The sequence below is a fragment of the Streptomyces sp. NPDC033165 genome (assembly GCF_055577965.1).
The window spans coordinates 128,578-150,142 of sequence record NZ_JBVIPK010000014.1; the positions used below are offsets into that span (position 1 = coordinate 128,578).

Genomic DNA, 21,565 nt, shown 5'->3' on the forward strand with positions numbered 1-21,565 from the left:
CGAGACCGATTCGTAGACGTCCGCGCCCGCGACCGTCCGCCGAGCGGCGTTTCACCTCGCGGCCGACCGCATCCGGGCCTCGAGGTGAAACGCCGGGACGCCGCCTATCCCTGGGGTACGGGGTCGGCCGGTTCGGTGCGCCACTGCCCGGCCAGTTCGCGGCGGGCGCGCGCCACACGGGAGCGCACCGTGCCGATGGGGCATCCGGCTGCGGCCGCGGCGTCCTCGTAGGACAGCCCCAGCAACTGGGTCAGGACGAACGCCTGGCGGCGCGCCGGGTCCAGTCGCCGCAGGGCGTCCAGCACCGCCACGGACTCCTCGAACCCGGGCAGATGGCGGGGCTGGGCGCGCTCCGCCGCGTTCTGCCAGTCCGCGGTGTCGGCGGTCCGGGGGCGCGCGGCGGCGGAGCGGTACCGGTCGACGACGACCCGCCGCGCGATGGACATCAGCCAGGTCCGGGCGCAGGAACGGCCCGCGAACCGGGCCAGCCCGCTCATCGCCCGCAGATACGTCTCCTGGGCCAGGTCGTCGGCGCCCGGGACGTCCGCGCTGAGGTAGGCGACGAACCGGCGGACGTCCTCGTAGGTCGCCCGGACGAACCGGTCGGCGGCTTCGCGGTCCCCGCCGCCCGCCGCCAGGGCCCAGTCGGTGATCTGGCCGTCGTTCTGCCGGGCGGCGGGGGCCCGGGGCGGGCGGGCGGCGGTCACCCGGATCACCGGGGGCCGGGCGGTGGGCACCCGGGCGGGAAGCCCGGGTGCCGGTGGTGCGGTGCGTCGCGGCGTGGGGGCAGGAAGTGTCACAGCAGTCCTTCGCGTCCTTGCGGAGCCCCGGCGGCCGCCAACGGCCCTCCGGGCCCGGTCACCGGTCCCGGACGCCCTGGGGCGCTCCGGTGGACCGGCATGCCTGTCACGGGTGTGCGCGTCGCGCACACCCGTACCGCCTTCCGGCCCGCGAGGGCCGGAAGGGCGGATGGAGTTCAGGTCAGAGGAGGCGGAGGCGGTACGGGGGCCCGCGCCGGGAGACGGTGTGCCGGGCGAGAAGGTCCCGGCGGCGGCCGGGCCTGCGGCAGGTCCATCGCGGGGCGGGCTCCGCCGGGGCGGGCGGCGTCACGGACCACAGGCGCAGGGCCGACCGCAGCGGGGCCCGTACGAACAGCACCAGGGAACGGCCCAGCCGGGCGGCGGCGACCTCGCCGCGCCACAGCCACCAGCCGCAGACGAGCCCGGCGATCGCGTGGGCGGCGGCCATGCCCGTGGTGAACAGCGAGCCGTCGAAGGCCGCCAGAACCCCCATCAGGTCCGACGGGCCCCCGATCGGCACGTCATGGGCGGAGTGGCTCATCGCGCCCGGCAGATGGTGGGAGCCGCCCGTGTGGTGCGCACCGGCACCGGACGGCAGCCAGGAACCGGCCACGCTGAGGAAGCCGTGCAACCCCAACTGGCCCACGGCGTGGGCCGCGACGGTCACCGGAGCGTTCCGCTCCCGTGCCGCGAGTAACCACCCCGCGCCGCCCACCGGCAGCAGCGCGGCGGCCTGGACGGGGAGAGGCAGGGGCGCGCCGGACATCAGCGCGTGGCCGAGCCCGGACACGGCGACGCACACCAAGGCGAACAGCGCGGTGCGCCCGAGTCGGAGTGCGGTTCCGGCTCCCATGGCGGCCATCGTGCCAGCAGCACCCACCCCGGAGAGAAGGGGGCCGGAGGCGACAGCTGCCGGAGTTCACCTCGTTTGCCCCAGGAGCACCAGAGGTGATTCACATCACATGGGAGGGCCGGGAACTTCCCCCGCCCCGCACCCGACTGTTCCAACGACGGGAGACGCGCACCCGCAGACGTACGCTCGGAGACATGACCACCACCGATACCGAACTTCCCGTGATCGCCGCCGTGGACGGTTCCACGCACAGCTGGCAGGCGCTCGACTGGGCCACGCACGAGGCCGCTCGACGGCGGCTCCCCCTGCTGATCGTCCACGTCCGCCCGCTCACCCGGCAGGCCGACGAGGAGACCCGGCGGCGCGAGGCGGACGAGCTGCTGGCCGACGCCGTACGCCGGAGCGCGCTGACCGTTCCGGATCTGCGCCCCTCGACGCTTGCGCCTCTGGACTTCCCGTCGGCCGCGCTGGTCTCGCTCGGCCGGGACGCCTCGATGATCGTGGTCGGCTCGCGGGGTCTCGGCGGCTTCCGGTCGCTGATGACCGGCTCCAACAGTCTCGCCACCGCGTCGATGGCGAGCTGTCCGGTCGTCGTCGTGCAGGACGGCCGTCCGGAGGAGGACGACCAGCCCGGGGACCTGGAGGTCTTCACCGACATCGTGGCGGGGGTGGCCGCCGACGAGAGCAGCGAGGCGGTCCTGGAGTTCGCCTTCGCCACCGCGGCCTCCCGGCCGGACGCACGGCTGCGGATCGTGCACGGCTGGACGATGTTCTCCTCGATGCTCGCGGGCGGTCCCGCTCTGGACCGGGAGGCGGCGGCGGGCTCGGCCGCACGGACCCTGGCGGAGCTGACCTCGGGCTGGCACGAGAAGTACCCGCAGGTGGAGATCGTCCGGGAGCCGGTCAACGGCTCCGCCGCACGCACCCTGGTGACCGCGTCGGCGACCGCGGCGCTGACGGTGATCGGCCGCCGCAGGGGCGGCGAGTCGCTCGGGCTCGGGCTGTCCCCGGTGGCACAGACGACGCTCGCGCACGCGCTCGGGCCGGTCGCGGTCGTGCCCTGCTGAGCGGTGCCACTCCGGTGCGGCCGCCTCCCCGCTGCCGCGGACCTCTTGGCCTGGCGGGCGGCTTGACCGAGACTTGGCCGATGACACAGCGCGTGGCACTCGCGACCGTACTGGACCGGCTTGCCATCGATGACGTGATCACCGGGTACGCGGTGGCCGTGGACGACGGGGCCTGGTCGGACTACGGAGCCCTGTTCACCCAGGACGGCCGCGCGGACTACCGGGAAGCGGGCGGGGCCGAGGGCCCGGCCGACGAGATCGCCCGGTGGCTCGCGGAGACGATGAGCCTCTTCCCCGTCCGCCAGCACCTGATCGTCAACCGCCGCATCGAGCTGGAGGACCTGGGCGGCTATCCGGGCGACCGGGCCCAGGTGCGGGCCGACTACCTCAACCCGATGCGCCTGGCCCGGGAGGATGACGCGGGGGCGGACAACGCGCCCGACTTCGTCACCGGCGGCCGCTACACCTTCGAGCTGCGCCGCGCCGACCCGGGCTGGCTGATCCGTACGGTCACCGTCCACGAGAAGTGGCGGCAGACACCGGGCGGGTAGGCCGCATCGGCCGGGGCGGGGCAGGGCCGCATGCCCCGCACGGCCGTGTCCCCTGTCCGGCGGGGAGCACCTCCCCCACACTGGGTGGACAGGGGCGGACCGGCACCGGGGTCCACGGGGCGGACCGGAGAAGGCAGCCGACCGCCCGCGCACCACCGAGGAGGCCACGGCATGCGGACCCCGGACGGCGGGCCCCCGGCCCGTGACCGGCTGCTCGCCTCCCGCTGGGGCCGTACCGGGGCGGCGCTGCTCGCCGGGGCGCTGCCCGCGCTGGCCTTTCCCGCACCCGGCCTCTGGTGGTTCGCCCATGTGGCCCTCGTCCCCTGGCTGCTGCTGATCCGCGGCGCGGGCACGCCCCGCCGGGCGGCGCTGGACGGCTGGATCGGCGGGATCGGCTTCGTCATCGCCGTGCACCACTGGCTGATGCCGAGCCTCCACGTCTTCATCGTGCTGCTGGCCGCGCTGCTCGGGCTGCTCTGGATTCCCTGGGGGCTGCTCGTGTTCCGGCTGCTCGGCGGCGCGCCCTCCGCATGGCGGGCCGTGACCGCGGTGATCATCGTGCCCTCCGGGTGGCTGATGATCGAGCTGGTCCGCTCCTGGGAAGGGCTCGGCGGGCCCTGGGGCCTGCTCGGCGCGAGTCAGTGGGAGGTCTCCCCGGCCCTGCGGGTGGCCTCGGTCGGCGGGGTGTGGCTGGTGAGTCTGCTGGTGCTCGCGGTGAACACCGGCACGGCCCTGCTCATCGCCGTGCCGGCCGCCCGGCGGACCGCCGGTGTCGCACTGGTGGTGTGCGCCCTGTCCGTCACCGCGATGTGGGCGTGGGCGCCCCGGCCCGAGAGCACCGGCACGGTCCGGATCGCCGTCGTGCAGCCGGGCGTCATCGAGGGGCCCGGCAGTGTCGCGCGCCGCCTCGACCGGGGCGAGGAGCTGACCCGCTCGCTGGAGGGCCGGGGGGTGGACCTGGTGGTGTGGGGCGAGAGCAGTATCGGGGCGGGTGCGTGGCAGGACCCGGAGACCGCGCGGCGGCTGGCGGAGCTGTCCCGCCGGGTCGGCGCCGATCTGCTGGTCAATGTGGACGCCCGGCAGACCAACGGCACTACGGGGAGGTCGGGGATCTTCAAGTCGGCGGTGCTCGTGGGGCCGGACGGGCCGACCGGGGACCGCTACGACAAGATGCGTCTGGTCCCGTTCGGTGAGTACGTCCCGGCCCGCGCTCTGCTGGGCTGGGTGACCTCCGTGGGGCGGGCGGCGGGCGAGGACCGGCTGCGCGGCGTCCGCCAGGTGGTGATGACCCTGCCGGACGGCGCCCGGGGGCTCCGGGTCGGTCCGCTGGTCTGCTTCGAGTCGGCGTTCCCCGACATGAGCAGGCGGCTGGTCCGCGACGGTGCGCAGGTGCTCGTCGCCCAGTCCGCCACCTCGACGTTCCAGGACAGCTGGGCCCCGGCCCAGCACGCGTCGCTGGGGGCCCTGCGGGCCGCCGAGAACGGCCGCCCCGTGGTGCACGCCACGCTGACCGGGGTCAGCACGGCGTACGGGCCCCGTGGTGAACGGCTGGGCCGCCCGCTCGGTACGGACGCGAGCGCGGCGGAGGTGTTCGACGTGCCGGTGGCCCGCGGGACCACGCTCTACGGCCGCCTGGGCGACTGGCCGGTGTACGGGGCGATGGGGGCGATGGCCGTACTGTGTGCCGCCGTGGGGGTGCGGGCCCTCAGGAAGCCTGCTCCAGGGCCTCCCGGACCACCCGCTCACACAGCTCATGGGTCGCCAGAGCGTCCCGGGCACTGAGCGTCCCGCCCTTGCGCACGGCGTCGAGGAAGGCGTGGACGCAGGCCTCGATACCGCGCTGGCGGGCCACCGGAACCCAGTCGCCGCGCCGCCGCACCGAGGGCTGGCCCCTGTGGTCGATGACGTCCGCGATATTGAGGACCTGGCGCTTGGTGTCCTGGCCGGAGACCTCCAGGATCTCCTCGGTCGAGCCGTTCAGCCGGTTCATCATGCCGATCGCGGTGAACCCGTCGCCGGACAGCTGGAGCACCACGTGGTGCATCAGGCCGTCCACCGTCCGGGCGCGCACGGTGGTGTGGTCGACGGGGCCCGGCAGAAGGAAGCGCAGCGTGTCGACGACGTGGATGAAGTCGTCGAGGATCATGGAGCGGGGGTCCTCCGGGAGCCCCACGCGGTTCTTCTGCATCAGGATCAGCTCGCGCGGGTGCTCGGCGCACTGCGAGTAGCTCGGGGCGAACCGCCGGTTGAAGCCGACGGCGAGGCTGACTCCGCGTTCCTCCGCGAGGTTCACCAGCCGCTCGGACTCGGCGTATTCGTAGGCGATCGGCTTGTCGACATAGGTGGCGACCCCGGCGTCGAGAAGCCGCTCCACGATCTGCGGGTGCACGGCGGTCGGCGCGTGCACGAAGGCCGCGTCCAGCCCTTCGGCGAGCAGGGAGTCGAGGCTCGTGTGCCGCGCGCCGGCCGGAACACGGTGGGCGTCGCCGACCCGCTGGAGCGTGGCGGGGGTACGGGTCTGCAGATGCAGGTCGACCCCCGGGACGGCGGCGAGCACCGGCAGGTACGCCTTCTGCGCGATGTCGCCCAGCCCGATACAACCGATCTTCACGAGGGTCTCCCTGTTCGCCGTGACGCACTGCTGTTCCGCCACGGCAGCATACGTCCGGCCCGCCGTGGCCCCGCTCGCCGGTTCCCCGGCGAAACCCCTGGCCAGAGACATGATCATGGACAAGGATGGCCGCCATGGCTTCTTCCACGGCTCCTTCCTCGGTTCCTTCCGTGTCGTCTTCCGCGTCCCCCTCCGCGACCTCTTCCGCACTCCCCCGGCGCTCCGAGCCCGCTCTCGACGCCGCCGAGCGCCCCATGCTGGAGGGCTGGCTCGACCACCACCGCGAGACGCTCGCCCTGAAGTGCGCCGGTCTCACGGACGCGCAGCTGCGCGAGGCGTCCGTCCCGCCCTCCGCGTTGACCCTCCTCGGCCTCGTACGGCATCTGGCCGAGGTGGAACGCTTCTGGTTCCGCGAGATCCTGGAGGGCGCGGAGCTGCCGGACCTCTACTCCACCGAGGAGGACCCGGACGGGGACTTCGCGGTCACGGAGTCCGACACCTGGGCCGAGGCGGAATCCGTGTGGCTGGCGGAGACGGCGGCGGCCCGCAAGAGCGCCGCCGCGTTCGGCCTGGACGACTTCTCCCAGGGCGTCGGCTCGTCCGGCAAGCCGTTCAGCCTCCGCTGGATCTACACGCACATGATCGAGGAGTACGCCCGGCACAACGGCCACGCCGACCTGCTGCGCGAGCGCATCGACGGTGCCACCGGCGAGTGAACGAACCTGCGCACCGCCGGGCACGGGGCTGACCGGGTCACCCGTGCGGGCCATTTCTTGTTCACCGGCCCCCGGGAGCCGTGGCGGGACCACAGAGTTGCCGGGTGCAGCGAACCAGAATCACCGTTCACATCCTGGTCGGCTTAGCGGTCACGGCCGTGTCCGGCTGCGTCTCGGTGACGCCCCCGGCCGGCCCTCCCGGCCATACCCCGCCCCCGGGTGCCACCGGCCCGGCCCAGGGCGTGGCCCCGCAGATCGTGCAGCCGCCCGCCCGCGAGGCACTGGAAGTCATGGTGGACCCGAGCCCCTCGGGCTCCCGGCCGCCCGCCCCCGCGCCCCCGGCGGCCTCCGACGCCCGCCCGGCGCCCGGGCGGGCGGGACCGCCACCGGCGCGGGAGCGCACGCGACTACCACCGCGCACAAGACCGCTCCGGGTGCCGGGCGTTCCTCCCGTCGTGGTGCCCGTGCCCTCCGTGCCGCGCCTTCCGGGCAGTGGCGGGACGGACGTCTGCGCGCTGGGCCGGGGGTACGGCGGCTGGCCTGCGGGCAGCCGGGAAGCCCGCAGCTGCGAAGAGGTGTACGGCCGCTGACGCGGAATCCCCGGACGCGGCGGCCTCGCCGGAGCCGTACGCGGGTCACTGCTGCCGCATACGGAGCTCCAGCCGGTCGATCGCGGCCCGCACCCCGCACCCGTATCCGCCGTCCACGAGCGCGTCGGCGGCGGCGCGGGCCCGGCGGAGGTGGAGGCGGGCCGAGTCCGGGCGCTGGAGCTTGAGGTAGTCCGCCGCGAGGTTGAGGTGGAGTGAGGGGTAGAACGCCCGGACGGCCAGGGCGTCCCGGTGCTCCGCCGCCCGCTCCTCGCTCAGCCCCTCGGCGGCCGTCAGCGCACGCAGGTCCCAGGCCAGCTCGTCGCCGGGATCGTCCTGCGTGTCGGCCATGTAGTGCGCGAGGGTGCAGCGGTGCAGGGCGTCGCCGTCCGCGCCGAGCTCCGACCAGAGGACGCCGAAGCGGTTGCGGGCCTCCTCGCGGTCACCCCCGTGGAGGAGCATGACCGCCTGGCCGATCCTGGTCATCACGGCGTCCTCGGACGCCTCCTGCTGCTCCACCACTGCGGTCTCCTCGTGCCCGTGCTGCCGGTTGCGGTCGTTCCGACGCTAACGCCGGGCTTCCGCATTACCGCTCAGACACGGACGCACCACGCAAGGACCGAACAGACCGATCGGAAACGCGCATACCGACCGGACTCGGCGGCCCGGGCACGTCAGCCGAGGTCGGGGATGCGCCAGTCGATCGGCTCATGGCCCTGGGCTGCCACGGCTTCGTTGATCTGGGTGAAGGGGCGGGAGCCGAAGAACCGCTTCGCGGAGAGCGGCGAGGGGTGGGCGCCCTTCACCACGACGTGGCGCTCCTCGTCGATCAGGGGCAGCTTCTTCTGTGCGTAGTTGCCCCAGAGCACGAAGACCGCCGGGTCGGGCCGGTCGGCGACGGCACGGATCACGGCGTCGGTGATCTTCTCCCAGCCCTTGCCCTTGTGGGAGTTGGCCTCGCCGCCCCGCACGGTGAGCACGGCGTTGAGCAGGAGGACGCCCTGCTCGGCCCACGGCATCAGATAGCCGTTGTCCGGGACGGGCAGACCGAGCTCCTGGTTCATCTCCTTGTAGATGTTGCGCAGGGACGGGGGCGTCTTGACCCCGGGCCGCACGGAGAAGCACAGCCCGTGCCCCTGGCCCTCCCCGTGGTAGGGGTCCTGGCCGAGGATGAGGACCTTGACCCGGTCGTAGGGGGTGGCGTCCAGGGCGGCGAAGACCTGCTCGCGCGGCGGATACACGGGGCCCTTGGCCCGCTCCTCCTCGACGAAGTCCGCCAGCTCCTTGACGTACGGCTTCTGCAGTTCTTCGCCGAGGACGCCGCGCCAGGACTCGGGCAGCAGGTCGATATCGGTCACGTCCACAACCTCCGGTGAGCAACAGGTTCTTGATCCCAGAACCTACCGCCCGCCACTGACAACGGACCCGTGAGCCGTATCGGCCGCTGCCGGCCGGCCCTGGGCCGGCCGGACCGGCTACCAGCTGGCCTTGCGGTACAGCTCCCACATCTGCATGACGGTCTGCGGGTCGAGCGCGCGCTCGCCGCCGCCGATGTCCTCGCCCGCCGCGACGTACAGCTTGCCCTGCCACAGCGGGAGCAGCCGGACGTCGTCGACCAGGATCTCCTGGGCGCGCTCGAACTGCTTGCTCACCGCGCCCCGGTCGCTCTCCTGGCGCGAGGAGGGGATCAGCTGCTGGGTGATCTCCTTGTTGATGTACGGGGTGCCGGTGACGCTCTCCTTGCCCACGAAGGGGGCGATGAAGTTGTCGGGGTCCGGGAAGTCGGGGAACCAGCCGCGGCCGAAGACCGGGTACTCACCCTTGTTGAAGCCTTCCTGGAACTCCTGCCAGGGCTTGCCGTTCAGCGTGATCTCGAACAGCCCGGAGCTTTCGAGCTGCCGCTTGAGCTCCTCGAACTCGGGCTCCGTGGAGGAGCCGTACCGGTCGGTGGCGTACCAGAAGCTCATCTTCACGGGCTCGGTGATACCGGCCCCGGTGAGGATCTCCTCGGCCTTCTCCACGTCCGGGTCGCCGAAGGTGTCGAAGAAGCTCGTGGTGTGTCCGGCGATGCCCTTGGGGATCATGGAGTAGAGGGGCTCGGCGGTTCCCCGGTAGACCTTGGCGACCAGGGCGTCGCGGTCCACGACGTGGGCGATGGCCTTGCGGACGGCGGGGTTCGCGGCGGCCGGGTCCTTCGGGTTGAAGACCAGGAAGCGGATGTCCGCGCCGGTGCTCTCGACGATCTGGAGGCCGGCGTTGTCGGCCTTGTTGTCCTCCAGGCTGACGACCTCCTCGGCTGTCAGACCCCGGTAGGTGGCGTCGATCTCCTTGGCCTTGAGCGCGCTCACCATCTCGGCGGACTTCTCGAAGTAGCGGATGGTGACCGCGTCGTTCTTCCGGTTGGCGAAGCCCTTGTAGTCCGGGTTCTTCTTCAGCTCGGCGGTGGACCCGGCGTCGTAGGACTCCAGGAGGTACGGGCCGGAGCCGGTGACCTTGCCGTCGTCGCGGATCCTGTCCTTGCGGTAGTCGCCGGGGGCGACGAGCGACATCGCGGGAGTGGCCAGGATGAACGGGAACGTCGCGTCGGACTTGTTCAGGTGGAAGATGACGGTGTCGTCGCCCTTGGTCTCCACCCGGTCCAGCGAACCGAGCATCCCGGCCGGGCCGCCCTTGAAGTGGATGTCCAGGACGCGCTCGATCGAGTACTTGACGGCCTCGGCGTCGAGCTTCTCGCCATTGGAGAACTTGAGGTTCTTCTTGAGCGTGCACCGGTAGGCCATGCTCGTGGCGTCGGTGAACTTGCAGGATTCCGCCGCGTCCGGCTCCGGGCTCGTGCTGCCGGTGGGGAAGCTCACCAGCGTCTGGTAAACGTTCCGCATCAGTTCCCAGGAACCGTCCCAGGCCGCCGCCGGATCGAGCGTGGACGGGGAGCTGGTCGTCCCGACGGTTATCTTCTGGTCCGTTTCCGATCCACTGTCGGAGAAGAGACCGCAGCCGGCCAGCAGAGAAAGGGAAGCTAGGGCTGCAGCGGCCTGCAGACTGGCCCGGTAGAACACGTGCACGCTCCTCGATCAGCCATGGGTCGGCAGACCATACCGCAGCGCCCCGACGGGTCAATCCGTCGGCCCGACGGGGCACTTGCGTCAATCAGGGCCAAACCGGTCCAGGCCGCTCTCAGCCCACGCCGGCGTTCAGGAAAATTCCCCCGTCGACCACCAGGGTCTGCCCGGTGATCCAGTCCGACTGCGCCGAGGTCAGGAAGGCGGCGGCGCCCCCGATGTCCTCGGGCACACCGAGCCTGCCCAGCGGATAGGCGGCGGCCGCCTCCGCTTCGCGGCCCTCGTAGAGGGCTTCGGCGAACCGGGTCTTGACCACGGCGGGGGCGATCGCGTTGACGCGGACGGCCGGGGCGAACTCGTGCGCCAGCTGAAGGGTCAGGTTGACCATGGCCGCCTTGCTCATGCCGTACGCACCGATGAACGGCGAGGCGGAGACCCCGGCGATGGAGGCGATGTTCACGATCGCCCCGCCGTTCTCCTTCTGCCAGGCCTTCCAGGTCTGCTGGGCGAACCCCAGCGCCGAGATCACATTGGTCTCGTAGACCTTGCGGGCGACGCCGAGATCCAGCTCCGCGATGGGACCGAAGACCGGGTTCGTCCCGGCGTTGTTCACCAGGTAATCGACCCGGCCGAACGCCTCCATCGTGCGCTCGACCGCCACCGCCTGGTGGGCCTCGTCGTGCGCCTTGCCCACAATGCCGATCACCCGGTCGGAGCCGAGCCTCTCGACGGCCTCCTTCAGGGCCTCCTCGCCCCGTCCGGTGATGGCCACCCGGTCGCCGCGGGCGACGAGCGCCTCGGCGATGCCGTAGCCGATACCCCGGCTGGCGCCCGTGATGAGGGCGACCTTTCCGCTGTCCTGCACCGTCATGTGTCCGCTGCCCTTCGGATCAGTTGAGGGGTCCGCCGGCCACGTACATGACCTGGCCGGAGACGAAGCCCGCGTCGTCGCCCGCGAAGAAGGCGATGGCGTTCGCGACGTCCTCGGGACGGCCGACGCGCTGGACGGGGATCTGCGTGGCGGCCGCCGCCTGGAACTCCTCGAAGCCCATGCCGACGCGGGCAGCCGTCTGCGCGGTCATCTCGGTGACGATGAACCCGGGCGCGACGGCGTTGGCCGTGACCCCGAACTTGCCGAGCTCCTTGGCGAGCGTCTTGGTGAGCCCCTGGAGCCCCGCCTTGACGGCAGAGTAGTTGGCCTGGCCGCGGTTGCCGAGAGCCGAGGAGGAGGAGAGGGAGACGATCCGGCCGAACCCTGCCTCGACCATGTGCGCCTGGACGGCCTTGGCCATCAGGAACGCGCCCTTGAGGTGCACGTTCATCACGATGTCCCAGTCGGACTCGCTCATCTTGAACAGCAGGTTGTCGCGGAGCACACCCGCGTTGTTCACGAGGATCGTCGGCGCGCCCAGCTCGGCGGCGACCCGCGCGACGGCGGCTTCCACCCGACCGGCGTCCGACACGTCGCAGCCGACGGCGAGCGCGGTGCCCCCGGCGGCGGTGATCTTCTCGACGGTGTCCTTGCAGGCCGCCTCGTCGAGATCGAGTACGGCGACGGCTCGGCCCTCGGCCGCGAGGCGTACGGCGGTGGCGGCGCCGATGCCCCGGGCCGCTCCCGTCACGATGGCGACGCGCTGCTCGGTGGTGGACATGCTTGGTTCTCCTCGCCCTTGGATAGCGGCTCAGCGGACGTCGGGGCGCCTCACAGGCAGTCGCCGGCGGAGCGACCCGATGACTGAGCAACCGCTTAGTACCTTCAGCAGACGAGACGCTAGAAGCCCTGGCACCCGGTGTCAACGGCGCACGGCCCGGGAGGCCGCACGTCACACACGGCGGCGGCCCCCTCGTACCGGACTCAGCGCACCAGCAGGTCGAGCAGCCGCTCCACCTCACCGGCCGGATCGGTGGTGAGCCCGCTGTGCACGGCCCCGGGCTGGACGACCGTGGAGCGCGGGGCGATCAGCCAGCGGAAGCGCCGCCCGGCGTCGTCCCCGGCCGCCTGCCCGGCCCCTTCACCGCCGCCGCAGACCCCTTCCACCGCGCGGAGGGCGGCCCGTACGCCCAGCACATCGGCGTCCGGGTCCAGCGCCCTCAGCTTCGCCTCGTCCAAGTGGGTGCGGGCCGCGACGAACGACCGGGCCCGGCAGTAGACGAGCACCCCCGCGTTGAAGCACTCGCCGCGCTCGACCCGGGGCACGACGCGCAGGATCGCGTACTCGAAGACATCGCGCCGCGTCATCGGCCACCGCCCTCTCCGGTACGGACGGCGGCGGCGGAGCGGTCGTCGCCGGATGGCTTCGGCCGGGGCGGCAGGCGCTCGGTGAGCCAGCCCGGCGCCTGGGAGGGCCGGGTCGAGGCCGGTGCGTCCAGGGTGATCCGCCGGTGGATGGTGGCGGCCCGGGCCAGCAGCGGGGCGATGTAGGCCCGGCGCAGCTCGTCGGTGGACCCGAACCCCGGCTCGTCGGCCAGCCAGACGTCCGGCACCTCGGCGGCCACCTCGGTGAGCAGTTCCTCGGTGACCAGGGGGGCCAGCTCGGCGGCGGCAGCGGCGACGTCCGGGGCGAAGGGGGCCAGGACATGGTCCGATGCGTTGTACGGCTTGGCCGCGGAGGCCTCGGCGGCCGGCCAGTTGTGGTGCCAGATCATGGTCGCGCCGTGGTCGATGAGCCAGAGGTCGCCGTGCCAGACGAGCAGGTTGGGGTTGCGCCAGGAGCGGTCCACGTTGTTGATCAGCGCGTCGAACCAGACGACCCGCCCGGCCTCGGCCGCCCCGACCTCGTAGGCGAGCGGGTCGAACCCGAGCGAGCCCGGCAGGTAGTCCATCCCGAGGTTCAGCCCGCCGCTCGCCTTGAGCAGCTCCTGCACCTCCTGGTCGGGCTCGGCGAGTCCGATGACCGGGTCGAGCTCGATGGCCACCAGCTCGGGCACCCGCAGCCCCAGCCGCCGGCCGAGCTCCCCGCAGATGACCTCGGCGACCAGCGTCTTGCGGCCCTGTCCGGCCCCGGTGAACTTCATGACGTACGTACCGAGATCGTCGGCCTCGACGATCCCGGGGAGCGAGCCGCCTTCACGCAGGGGCGTGACGTAGCGGGTCGCTACGACCTCTTCCAACACTTTCCCAGGCCACCTATCTCTTCAGCCTTGCAATCCACGGACGACTTCTCCGGAGCGGAGAGGCAGGCATGACCAGTCAACGGCGCTGGGGAGAATCTGGGGAGTTTCGGCCGGCGAGCCGGTCTCCCCACTCCGCAAGCAGACCGTCGATGGTCCGGCGCCCCTTGCTGCCGGCTTCCGGCATGAAGTGAGCATAGTAACCGAGGGTGATCGCCGGCGAGGAGTGTCCGCGCCACTGAGCCAGGGGCACGACGGGCCCGATCCGGTTCGCCGATCGAGGTGTTGCGACGATCGATGGAGCCCATCCAGTCCACCAGTCGGCAATTCGTCGCCCCGGCAGCCCAGTTCGGGAGCCCGGCCGCCTGTCGGCCGTACCGGTCGGTGCTGGGGCAACGTACTCGCTCCGCGACGTCAACTGACAGGCATGTCGCGTACTGGCGCGGACGACCACTCCTCTCAAGGCCGACTTGGGACGCCCTTCCCCGCTCGTTCGCTCGTTCGCTCGTTCGCTCGTTCGCTCCAGCCAGTCGTCACGCCTCCGGCTCCCGCCACATGGCACGGAGGGCGGAACCGTCGGGCAGCGGCAGTTCTCTGACGGTATGGAACCCGTGGCGGGCGTACAGAGACTGATTGAGGGTGCTGGTCGCCTCCAGGTAGGCGGGCAGTGCCTCCCGGTCGCACTGCTCCAGCAGCATGGCCAGGAGCGCCGAGCCGATGCCGTGGCCCTGGTGTTCGGGGCGTGCGGCCATGATGGGCAGGTAGTAGTGCGATTCGTGCGGATGGTTGTCGTCGAGCAAGGTCAGGAGTTCCATGACCGCCGGGGCGAACTCCTGTGCCACCCGTTCGACGTCGTCGGCGAACGCCTCGGCGTTGTCGTCGAACGCCTGTTGGACGCGCGGCGGCATCCACAGGGCGGCGCCGGCAAGGTCGCCGGTCGTGTAGACCTCGTCATACCGCATGCATCCGGCTACCCAGAGCTCGAAGAAGTCGGGGAGAATCCGCCGACGCCGTTCGGGCTCCGTCCAGGCCCAGCCGATCACCGGGTCGTCGAAGAATCCTGCCGCGAGCGCTTCCGCGACGCTTCGGGTTTCGTCCGGCATCGCCTTCCGGAGGCGGGTGCCCGGCCGGAGCGAGTTCATCAGTGACATGACACGACTCCTTGTCAGGCTGCGCGGAACCGGACGGTGACGTCGGTGGGCCGCTGAAGCGCCAGGTAGACGGGGCAGCGCTCCTGCCAGACGCGGGCGACTTCGGCGACGGCCTCCTCGCCGTCCGGGCTGTCGACCGCGATGTCCACGGTCAGCTCGCGAAGGTCGGGCGCCGCGCCGTCCATGCCCAGCAGCCCGCGGGCGTCCGCGGCGCAGCGCGCGGTCGCCTCCACGCCGTTGATCCGCACGCCGAGCTGGGGGCCCAGCGTGTCGTACACGAAGGCGACAGCGCAGCCGGCGAGCGCACTGAGCAGCAGGGCGGTCGGGCTGGGCGCCTGGTTGGTGCCGCCGAGCGGCGCGGGCAGATCGGCGCGCAGGGTGAAGGGGCCCGCCTGGATCGCGGCCTGGCCGTCCTCCACGCGTGCGGTCGCCGTCGGCTTGCTGCGGCCCCGGTCCGGGTCTCGCGTCCAGGTCGCGAGGGTTTCTTCGAGGGTGGTCGTCTTGGTTCCCATGTTCCTCACACCTCCTGTACACGCACCGAATCTACGGAGGTGGCGAAGCAGCAGAAACGGCAGAATTGCCGTATTTCGTCGGCGGTCAGGACCTGGTGGTGAGGACGGCGAGGTCCTCGGCCCTGCGCACCGCTTCCGTACGGGTGTGGCAGCCGAGCTTCGCCAGCAGGTTGCGGACGTGCATGTCGACGGTCCGGGTGCTCAGGAACAGCCTGGCGGCGATCTCGCTGTTGGTGAGCCCGGCGGCGACCAGCCGCAGGACCTCGCTTTCGCGTCGAGTGAGGCCGACCATGTCGGCCTGCCGGGCGGCCCGGGGGCCGAGCCGACGTCGGACGTCCTCGCCGATCTCCCGCAGCTCGCGGGTGGCGGCGGAAGCCAGCGGACCTGCCCGGAGGGTGCGTGCCGTGTGGTAGGCGCCGACGAGGCGTTCGACCGCCTTGGTCCTGTCGCCGGCGCGCGACAGGGCGGTACCGGCCCTGACCTGTGTCTCGGCGGTTTCGGGTGGCAGTGCCACGGCGTCCAAGAGCGCGAGGGCGCGTTCGAACCGGTCGACGGCCCGGGGAGCGTCGCCCTCCAGGAGGGCGGCCTCGGCCAGCGCGTGCGCGAGGGCTGCGGTGGCCTCCGGGGTGCCCGTGGCGGCGGCGATGCGGGCCAGTGCGTCCGTGCAGGCGCCGAGGTCGTCGCGCAGGTCGCGGCGGGCGAAGTACGTCGCCGCCCAGCGCAACGCGGCGACGGAGTAGTGGTTCTCCTCCCGGGTCAGGCAGCGGGTGGCGAGTTCCCGCAGTCGGATCGTCGCGCTGTCGCCGTCGCCGTCGAGCGCATCGGTCCGGGCCAGGCCCCAGCCGGTGTCGATCTCCAGCCCGAACAGCTCATGGGCCTGCGCGTACGCCGCGGCACGAGCGAGGTGGCGGCGTGCCGTCTCCGTCGTTCCCCGGTTGGCGAGGATGAGCCCGATCTCCCCGGCGGCCACCATGCGCGCGACGTCGGGGGCGTCCTGCTGGGCGAGGACCTCCTGACCGGCATGGAGTGCGCGGTCCCACTGGCCGGTGTGACGCAGCGCCGGGGTCAGGCAGGCCAGGCATACATGGGCGTCGGCGTCCATGCCTCGGGTGCGGCAGAAGGACAGTGCGTCGGTCCAGGCGTCCAGCGCCGCCGGATAGGAGGTGCGCTGTTCGAGCGCGTCGGCGTACAAGTAGTAGATGTCGGCGGCCAGCGCGTCGGGCCCGGAGCCGAGAGCCAGGTCGAGGGCCTGGCGGGACAGCTCGATGCCGAGCGACCCCTCGCCGAGCTTGGTCCTGATCAGACCCTCTGTACCCAGGGCACGTATACGGACCTCGGCCGTCGGGTCGACCTGCGCGGCGTCGATGTCCCGCCAAGCCTCCCGTACGAGCCGCATCGCCCCGGTGAGATCGCCGGCAGCGTGCAGGTGCGACGCCGCTGCGAGGCGTTCCGCCGCCGCCTCTGCCGGGCGGCCCGTCCGGGCGTACTTCTCAGCGGCGACGTACCGGGCCGCGAGCGCACGCGGCCAGTCGTCCGCCAGCTCGTAGACGCCGGCCAGGCATCGTGCGATACGCGCATGGCCGGCGTGGTCCCCAGCCACCCGGCAAGCGGCGGCGACCTGCTCCCAGGCGCGGACGGCTTCACCCGTCTCACCACAACGGGCCGCACACTCACCCAGCAGTTCGAGCGCACGCAACCGGGCCCGGCCCTCCGCGCCGACGGGCCGTAGTGCGAGGGCGCGCTTGATCGTGTCCATGGCGTCGCGGTAGGCATGGACACGGCACGCGGCCTCGGCAGCCTCCAGCAGCAAAGGACCAGCACGCTTCGGCTCGTGCGCCTTCTCCCAGTGCCCCGCAACGAGCACGGGCGCTTCACCGCGAACCTCCATGGCGCGCGCCAGCGCGGCGTGGAGCCGACGACGACGCGCCCAGGGCAGGGTCGCGTACAGCGCTTCACCCATCAAAGCGTGACGGAAGGCCGCCTCGCCCCCTCCCGATCCTTGCCGCTGCGTCAGCACACCGGCATCCAACAACTCCTCGATGCCCGCCTCCTGCACACCTGCCGTGACCAGTACGTCGAACCGGGCCGACCGGCTCACCGCGATCACCTGAGCAGCCGCCTGCGCTGCCTCCGGCAGACGAGCCACGCGCTGCAGCACGGCATCGGTGACCGACTCCGGCACCGCCGCCGCATCCCCTGTCTCGGCCACCGCCGAGGCCAGCTCCTCCAGGTAGAAGGGCACACCACGAGCGCGGCGTACAACGGTGTCCACGATGTCCTCTGTGGCCACGTCCCCCAGCACGCGTCTCACGAGGTGAGCGCTGGCCGCCGGGTCCAGGGGGCGCAGCCGTACATGTCTTTCCCTGCCGTCGGCGGCCTGCCGCAGTTGTGACCGTAGGTCACGCACAGGGTGCCGACGCGGCAGCTCGTCGCTGCGAAATGCCCCGATGACCAGGAGGGGAAGTCCTGGCGAAGGCACCGCCCAGCCTCCCAGAAGGGTCAGCGTCGCACCGTCAGCCGACTGCAGGTCATCGAGGAAGACCACAGTGGGGCGCTCCCGAGCCAGGTGCTCGAACGCCTCCCTCAACGCGGTAGGTACGTCGCCATCAGCACATTCGGCTGCCGGACAGTGACTGTCGAGTGCAGACCTGAGCGGTCCGTACGGAATCCCCCGCTGCGAGCCGCAGCCCCTCAGCACGCGCAGTTCCGAAGAAAGAACGGACTCGACCAGCGTCGTCTTTCCGGCCCCCGCCTCCCCCTCGACGAGCCACAAGCCACCGTGGCCGCCGCCCAGCAACCCGGCGAGGGCCTCGCGCAGGCGCTCCTGTTCGCGCCCCCGGCCCAGCAGTCTCCCCGCCTCGGAATGCTCGGCGGGTCGCTTCATCCCCAACACCCCACATGGCTCGGGCCGGGCGCTTCATCCCATGCTAGGCCGACGGTCGACACCGTGCCCTTCCCGGCCGGGCGGAGAACCCGGTTCGGTGTACGTCGGCGCCGCCCGCACCCGGGTCGAGGCCGCGCCCGCAGGCCGGACCAGGACCGAAGCCGAAGTGTGGACCGACTGGGCACCGGCCCGCCCGGAGCGCCTCGGCCCTCTCCACACACCGCCCCGGCTGCCCGACGTCCCGAACCACGAACCACGAACCACGAACCACGAACCACGATCTCAGGCCCTTCCTCAGGCACTGGAGCCCGTACGGCCTCTGGTGCAACACACACCAGACACCTCACATAGCATCACGGAACGTCATCACCGAGAAGCGGACAGACAGGTGCACCCCACAGCTCGGCAACCGGTACCTCGGCCGCTTCAGGCGCCCTCCGCGATACAGCTCAGGGCTCCGCCCGCAGTCGGACCGGTCCGTCGCCGAGCACCCAGGACGCGCCGACCGACCGTGGCCCAGCCGGCGCGCCGGGAACAGGAGGCTCAGCGGGCCAGCAGGCCCTGGATCGCCTCCGCGATCTCCCCGGGTGCCTCCTCGGCCATGAAGTGCCCCGCTCGGGTCAGCCGGTGGTCCAGGTCCGGCGCCCAGGCCTTCCATACCGCGGCAGCGTCGTAGCCCAGCTGCGCGCCCCAGTCCTGCTGGACGACCGTCACGGGCATGGCCAGTTGCGACCCGGCGTCCAGGTCCGCCTGGTCGTGCGTGACGTCAATGCCCGCCGAGGCCCGGAAGTCCGCGACGATCGATGTCACCGCCGCGGCGCTCGCCCGCAGGTACGCGGCACGGACATCCTCCGGCATCGCGGTCGGGTCGTTGGCCCAGGCGTCGAGGAACGAGCCGAAGAACACGTCCGCGCTGTTGGCGATCATCGCCTCCGGCAGGCCTGGCGGCTGCGCCATGAGGAAGAGGTGGTAGCCGACCGCCGCCGGGGCGCCGTGCAGGACGTTCCACATGTCGAGCGTCGGCACGATGTCGAGGATGCCCAGGTGCGTGATGGTCTCGGGATGGTCCAGCCCGGCCCGGAAGGCGACCAGGGCGCCCCGGTCGTGGCCGACGAGGGCGAAGCGCTCGTGGCCGAGGGCCGCCGCCAGGGTCACGACGTCGGCGGCCATGGTGCGCTTGGCGTACACGTCGGTGTCGGTGACAGCCGGCTTGTCGCTGGCGCCGTAGCCCCGCAGGTCAGGACAGATCACCGTGTGACCGTCGGCGAGCCGCTCGGCGACGTGTCGCCACATCAGATGGGTCTGGGGGAAGCCGTGCAACAGCACAACCGGGCTGCCGCTGCCGCCGACAGCGGCAGCCAGCTCCACACCCCCCGAACCGGGCAGGCGGATGTGATCGAAGCCGGGAATGGTGAGCGTCATGAAAGGCCGTCCTTTCGGGTGGGGGCCGGACCGGATCAGCCTGGGCGACGACGATCAGCAGCCGATCAGTACGGGTGGGCGCAGCGGACCCCAGGCCCGGAGGATGGGGGTATGCGAATCGACGTGCTCGGTGCCGTGCGGGCCTTCCGCAACGACGGCAGTCCGGTTGACCTGGGCGGACCTCGCCATCGCGAGGTACTCGCCCGGCTCGTCACCGCTGAGGGGCGGATGGTCACCACCGACACTCTTGTCGACGACCTGTGGACCGATCCACCGGCCCGCGGCGTGGGCGCTTTGCGTACCTTCGTCGCCGCACTGCGCCGCGCCCTCGAACCCGACCGGCCGCCCCGCGATCCGCCGCGCGTACTCGTCACCGAAGGTCCCGGCTACGCGCTGCGCCTGCCGCGCGAGGACGTGGACGTCCATCGGTTCGAGGACACCCTGGCCCGAGCCCGGCGCGATTCCGACGCGGTGACCGACCTCGGCACGGCACTCGCGGACTGGCGGGGACCCGCCTACGCCGATGTGACCGGCTCCGCGTGGGCGCAGCGCGAGCGGACCCGACTGGAGGAGCTGAGGCTGGAGGGGGCGGAACTGCGCGCCCGTATCCTCCTCGACTCCGGGGAAGGGGCCGATCTCGTCGCCGAACTGGGTGCGCACGTCGCCGAACATCCGTGGCGCGAACCGGCCTGGGGGCTGCTTGCCCGTGCGCTCCACCGCGCGGGCCGCCAGGCCGACGCGCTGGCCACCCTCCGCCGCGCCCGCGCGATGCTCGTTGATCAACTCGGGCTCGACCCCGGTGCCGGCCTCCAACGCCTGGAGACGGACATCCTCAACGGGTACGTGCCCCCGGAAGGCGCACGTACCGCGTGGACCGGCCATGGTGTCCGTCTCGGCCCGCGCACCACCGTGGATCTGGCCCGCACCCTCGCGCTGGCGGGTGGCGACGCCCTCGTCCACTCGCGGCGCGACCGCCTCGCCGCCGTCCAGGCGGCGGAACGCACGGGAGACCTCTCCCTGACCGCCCGGATCATCGCCGCCTACGACGTGCCCGCCATCTGGAGTCGGGCCGACGACCCCGAGCAGTCCCGCGAGGTCGTCGCGGCCGCCGAGCGCACGCTCATCGCGCTCGGCCCCGACAGCCCCGCCGACCTGGCCGCCCGCCTCCTGGCCACGGTCGCCGTCGAGAGCCGCAGCGCCGATCTGTCCGGGACCGAGCTGAAGCGCGCGCAGCAGGCGGCACGGCAGGCCGAGGCGCTGGCACGGGACCTGGCCGATCCCGCCCTGCTGGTGTTCGCCCTCAACGGGGTGTTCCTCCAGTCCTTCACCCGCCCGGGACTCGCGGGAGCACGGGACCGGATCGGCGCCGAGATCCTCGACCTGGCCACCCGGCACGAGCTGCCGAACTTCGCGGTGCTCGGCCGACTCGTCCGCCTGCAATCCGCCTCGGCCCTCGGTGACCTCGACGCCGCAGCCTCGCACGCCAAGGCAGCCGAACAGCTCGCCATGACCACCGAGGCGCCCCTCGTCCCGGTCCTCACCGGGTGGTTCCGGGCACGGGCCACGGCTGCCCGCAGCGCCGAACCCGGCGGACCGACCGCCGCCACTGCCGCAGCGCACTACCGCGCTGCCGAGGACGCTCTCCAGACGGCCGGAATGCCGGGGCTGCACCGCGGCCTGTTCCCGCTCGCCCTACTGGGGCTGCGCCTGCTGCACGACCGGCCCGCGCCGACCGACCCGCACCTCGACTGGGGCCCGTACCGGCCCTGGGCGCGCCCCCTCGTGCTGCTCGCCCAGGACCGAGTCGGGGAAGCTCGGGCTGCCCTCGCCGCGGTGCCCGAACCACCGCGTGACCACATGCAGGAGGCGCTGTGGTGCCTGACCGCCCGCGCCGCCGTACGGCTCGACGAGCGCCGGATCGCCGCGCGCGCCGAGGCCGCCCTGCGCGGTGCCCGTGCCGAACATGCCGGCGCCGCCGGCGGAATGCTGACCCTGGGCCCGGTGGCGCGCTATCTGGCCGAAGCGGAGGCCTGCGCCGGAGCGGGGTAAGCGACCGCCGTACGCGGACCCCGAGCTCGTGCGTGCCCGCCCCACGGGCCCCCGCGTGATCAGGTCGCCAGGGCTCGGAGGGCGTCCATAGCCGCTGCCAGGGGTCGGTGACGGTCTCGGGGTCGCAGGTCGTGATCCACTCGCGGTGTTCCGCAGGGTCCGACCTGTCACGTCGGGACGGGCGTGAGCGAC

At 72.3% G+C, this 21,565-nt stretch carries 19 protein-coding genes and 1 pseudogene; 5 read left to right on the plus strand and 15 right to left on the minus strand.

Translation table 11 applies throughout. The annotated features are described in order from the left end of the window. Positions 1–104 precede the first annotated feature (104 nt). A complete protein-coding gene (locus ACZ5WC_RS27465) occupies positions 105–707 on the minus strand; it encodes a sigma-70 family RNA polymerase sigma factor (RefSeq protein WP_468543359.1) in 603 nt (200 codons plus the stop codon). Between the two features lie 274 nt (positions 708–981). Then, complete coding sequence (locus ACZ5WC_RS27470; RefSeq protein WP_468543311.1) at positions 982–1,653, minus strand: hypothetical protein; 672 nt, start codon at positions 1,651–1,653, stop codon at positions 982–984. A 194-nt stretch (positions 1,654–1,847) separates the two neighbouring features. On the opposite strand from ACZ5WC_RS27470, the gene ACZ5WC_RS27475 reads away from it, so the two are divergent. From ACZ5WC_RS27475 to lnt, 3 genes are all read left to right on the plus strand, one after another. Next, on the plus strand, positions 1,848–2,720 hold the full coding sequence (locus ACZ5WC_RS27475) for a universal stress protein (protein ID WP_468543312.1): 873 nt from the start codon (positions 1,848–1,850) through the stop codon (positions 2,718–2,720). Positions 2,721–2,800: 80 nt separating this feature from the next. Beyond that, on the plus strand, positions 2,801–3,271 hold the full coding sequence (locus ACZ5WC_RS27480; protein ID WP_468543313.1) for a nuclear transport factor 2 family protein: 471 nt from the start codon (positions 2,801–2,803) through the stop codon (positions 3,269–3,271). Positions 3,272–3,442: 171 nt separating this feature from the next. Further along, positions 3,443–5,053: an apolipoprotein N-acyltransferase gene (gene lnt / locus ACZ5WC_RS27485; protein ID WP_468543314.1), complete on the plus strand. Its 1,611-nt coding sequence runs from the start codon at positions 3,443–3,445 to the stop codon at positions 5,051–5,053. Here the strand turns inward: lnt and ACZ5WC_RS27490 are convergent. Continuing rightward, positions 4,977–5,882, minus strand: a complete 906-nt coding sequence (locus ACZ5WC_RS27490) for a Gfo/Idh/MocA family protein (protein WP_468543360.1) — start codon at positions 5,880–5,882, stop codon at positions 4,977–4,979. The two genes, lnt and ACZ5WC_RS27490, sit on opposite strands and share 77 nt — an antisense overlap. A 254-nt stretch (positions 5,883–6,136) precedes the next feature. Between ACZ5WC_RS27490 and ACZ5WC_RS27495 the strand changes: the two genes are divergently transcribed. Then, the gene (locus ACZ5WC_RS27495; RefSeq protein ID WP_468543361.1) at positions 6,137–6,598 is read left to right on the plus strand and encodes a DinB family protein; all 462 of its coding nucleotides are present in this window, start codon (positions 6,137–6,139) and stop codon (positions 6,596–6,598) included. A 635-nt stretch (positions 6,599–7,233) separates the two neighbouring features. Here ACZ5WC_RS27495 and ACZ5WC_RS27500 read toward each other — a convergent pair. The 12 genes and pseudogenes from ACZ5WC_RS27500 to ACZ5WC_RS27555 form a co-directional block, all read right to left on the minus strand. Continuing rightward, positions 7,234–7,707, minus strand: coding sequence for a hypothetical protein (locus ACZ5WC_RS27500; protein WP_468543315.1), 474 nt, complete (start codon positions 7,705–7,707; stop codon positions 7,234–7,236). Positions 7,708–7,859: 152 nt separating this feature from the next. Beyond that, positions 7,860–8,543 (minus strand): uracil-DNA glycosylase, encoded by a 684-nt coding sequence (locus ACZ5WC_RS27505; RefSeq protein WP_096629778.1) that lies wholly within the window; start codon positions 8,541–8,543, stop codon positions 7,860–7,862. Positions 8,544–8,660: 117 nt separating this feature from the next. Then, positions 8,661–10,241: an ABC transporter substrate-binding protein gene (locus ACZ5WC_RS27510; RefSeq protein WP_468543316.1), complete on the minus strand. Its 1,581-nt coding sequence runs from the start codon at positions 10,239–10,241 to the stop codon at positions 8,661–8,663. A gap of 118 nt (positions 10,242–10,359) precedes the next feature. Beyond that, positions 10,360–11,115: an SDR family oxidoreductase gene (locus ACZ5WC_RS27515; RefSeq protein ID WP_468543317.1), complete on the minus strand. Its 756-nt coding sequence runs from the start codon at positions 11,113–11,115 to the stop codon at positions 10,360–10,362. A gap of 19 nt (positions 11,116–11,134) precedes the next feature. Further along, on the minus strand, positions 11,135–11,896 hold the full coding sequence (gene fabG, locus ACZ5WC_RS27520) for a 3-oxoacyl-ACP reductase FabG (RefSeq protein WP_096629745.1): 762 nt from the start codon (positions 11,894–11,896) through the stop codon (positions 11,135–11,137). Between the two features lie 203 nt (positions 11,897–12,099). Beyond that, the gene (locus ACZ5WC_RS27525) at positions 12,100–12,483 is read right to left on the minus strand and encodes a DUF3037 domain-containing protein (protein WP_468543318.1); all 384 of its coding nucleotides are present in this window, start codon (positions 12,481–12,483) and stop codon (positions 12,100–12,102) included. Further along, positions 12,480–13,358, minus strand: coding sequence for a HipA family kinase (locus ACZ5WC_RS27530; protein ID WP_468543319.1), 879 nt, complete (start codon positions 13,356–13,358; stop codon positions 12,480–12,482). Before ACZ5WC_RS27530 ends, ACZ5WC_RS27525 begins: the two co-directional genes overlap by 4 nt. Before the next feature lie 530 nt (positions 13,359–13,888). Next, complete coding sequence (locus ACZ5WC_RS27535) at positions 13,889–14,506, minus strand: GNAT family N-acetyltransferase (protein ID WP_468543320.1); 618 nt, start codon at positions 14,504–14,506, stop codon at positions 13,889–13,891. Positions 14,507–14,520: 14 nt separating this feature from the next. Beyond that, positions 14,521–15,018 (minus strand): OsmC family protein, encoded by a 498-nt coding sequence (locus ACZ5WC_RS27540; RefSeq protein ID WP_468543321.1) that lies wholly within the window; start codon positions 15,016–15,018, stop codon positions 14,521–14,523. 85 nt (positions 15,019–15,103) lie between these two features. Next, positions 15,104–17,308 (minus strand): helix-turn-helix transcriptional regulator, encoded by a 2,205-nt coding sequence (locus ACZ5WC_RS27545; RefSeq protein ID WP_468543362.1) that lies wholly within the window; start codon positions 17,306–17,308, stop codon positions 15,104–15,106. A 207-nt stretch (positions 17,309–17,515) separates the two neighbouring features. Next, positions 17,516–17,902, minus strand: a pseudogene (locus tag ACZ5WC_RS27550) (ATP-binding protein); the annotation flags it as partial. A gap of 543 nt (positions 17,903–18,445) precedes the next feature. Next, positions 18,446–19,324, minus strand: a complete 879-nt coding sequence (locus ACZ5WC_RS27555; protein WP_468543322.1) for an alpha/beta fold hydrolase — start codon at positions 19,322–19,324, stop codon at positions 18,446–18,448. 111 nt (positions 19,325–19,435) lie between these two features. On the opposite strand from ACZ5WC_RS27555, the gene ACZ5WC_RS27560 reads away from it, so the two are divergent. Further along, the gene (locus ACZ5WC_RS27560; protein ID WP_468543323.1) at positions 19,436–21,373 is read left to right on the plus strand and encodes an AfsR/SARP family transcriptional regulator; all 1,938 of its coding nucleotides are present in this window, start codon (positions 19,436–19,438) and stop codon (positions 21,371–21,373) included. Positions 21,374–21,565 lie beyond the last annotated feature (192 nt).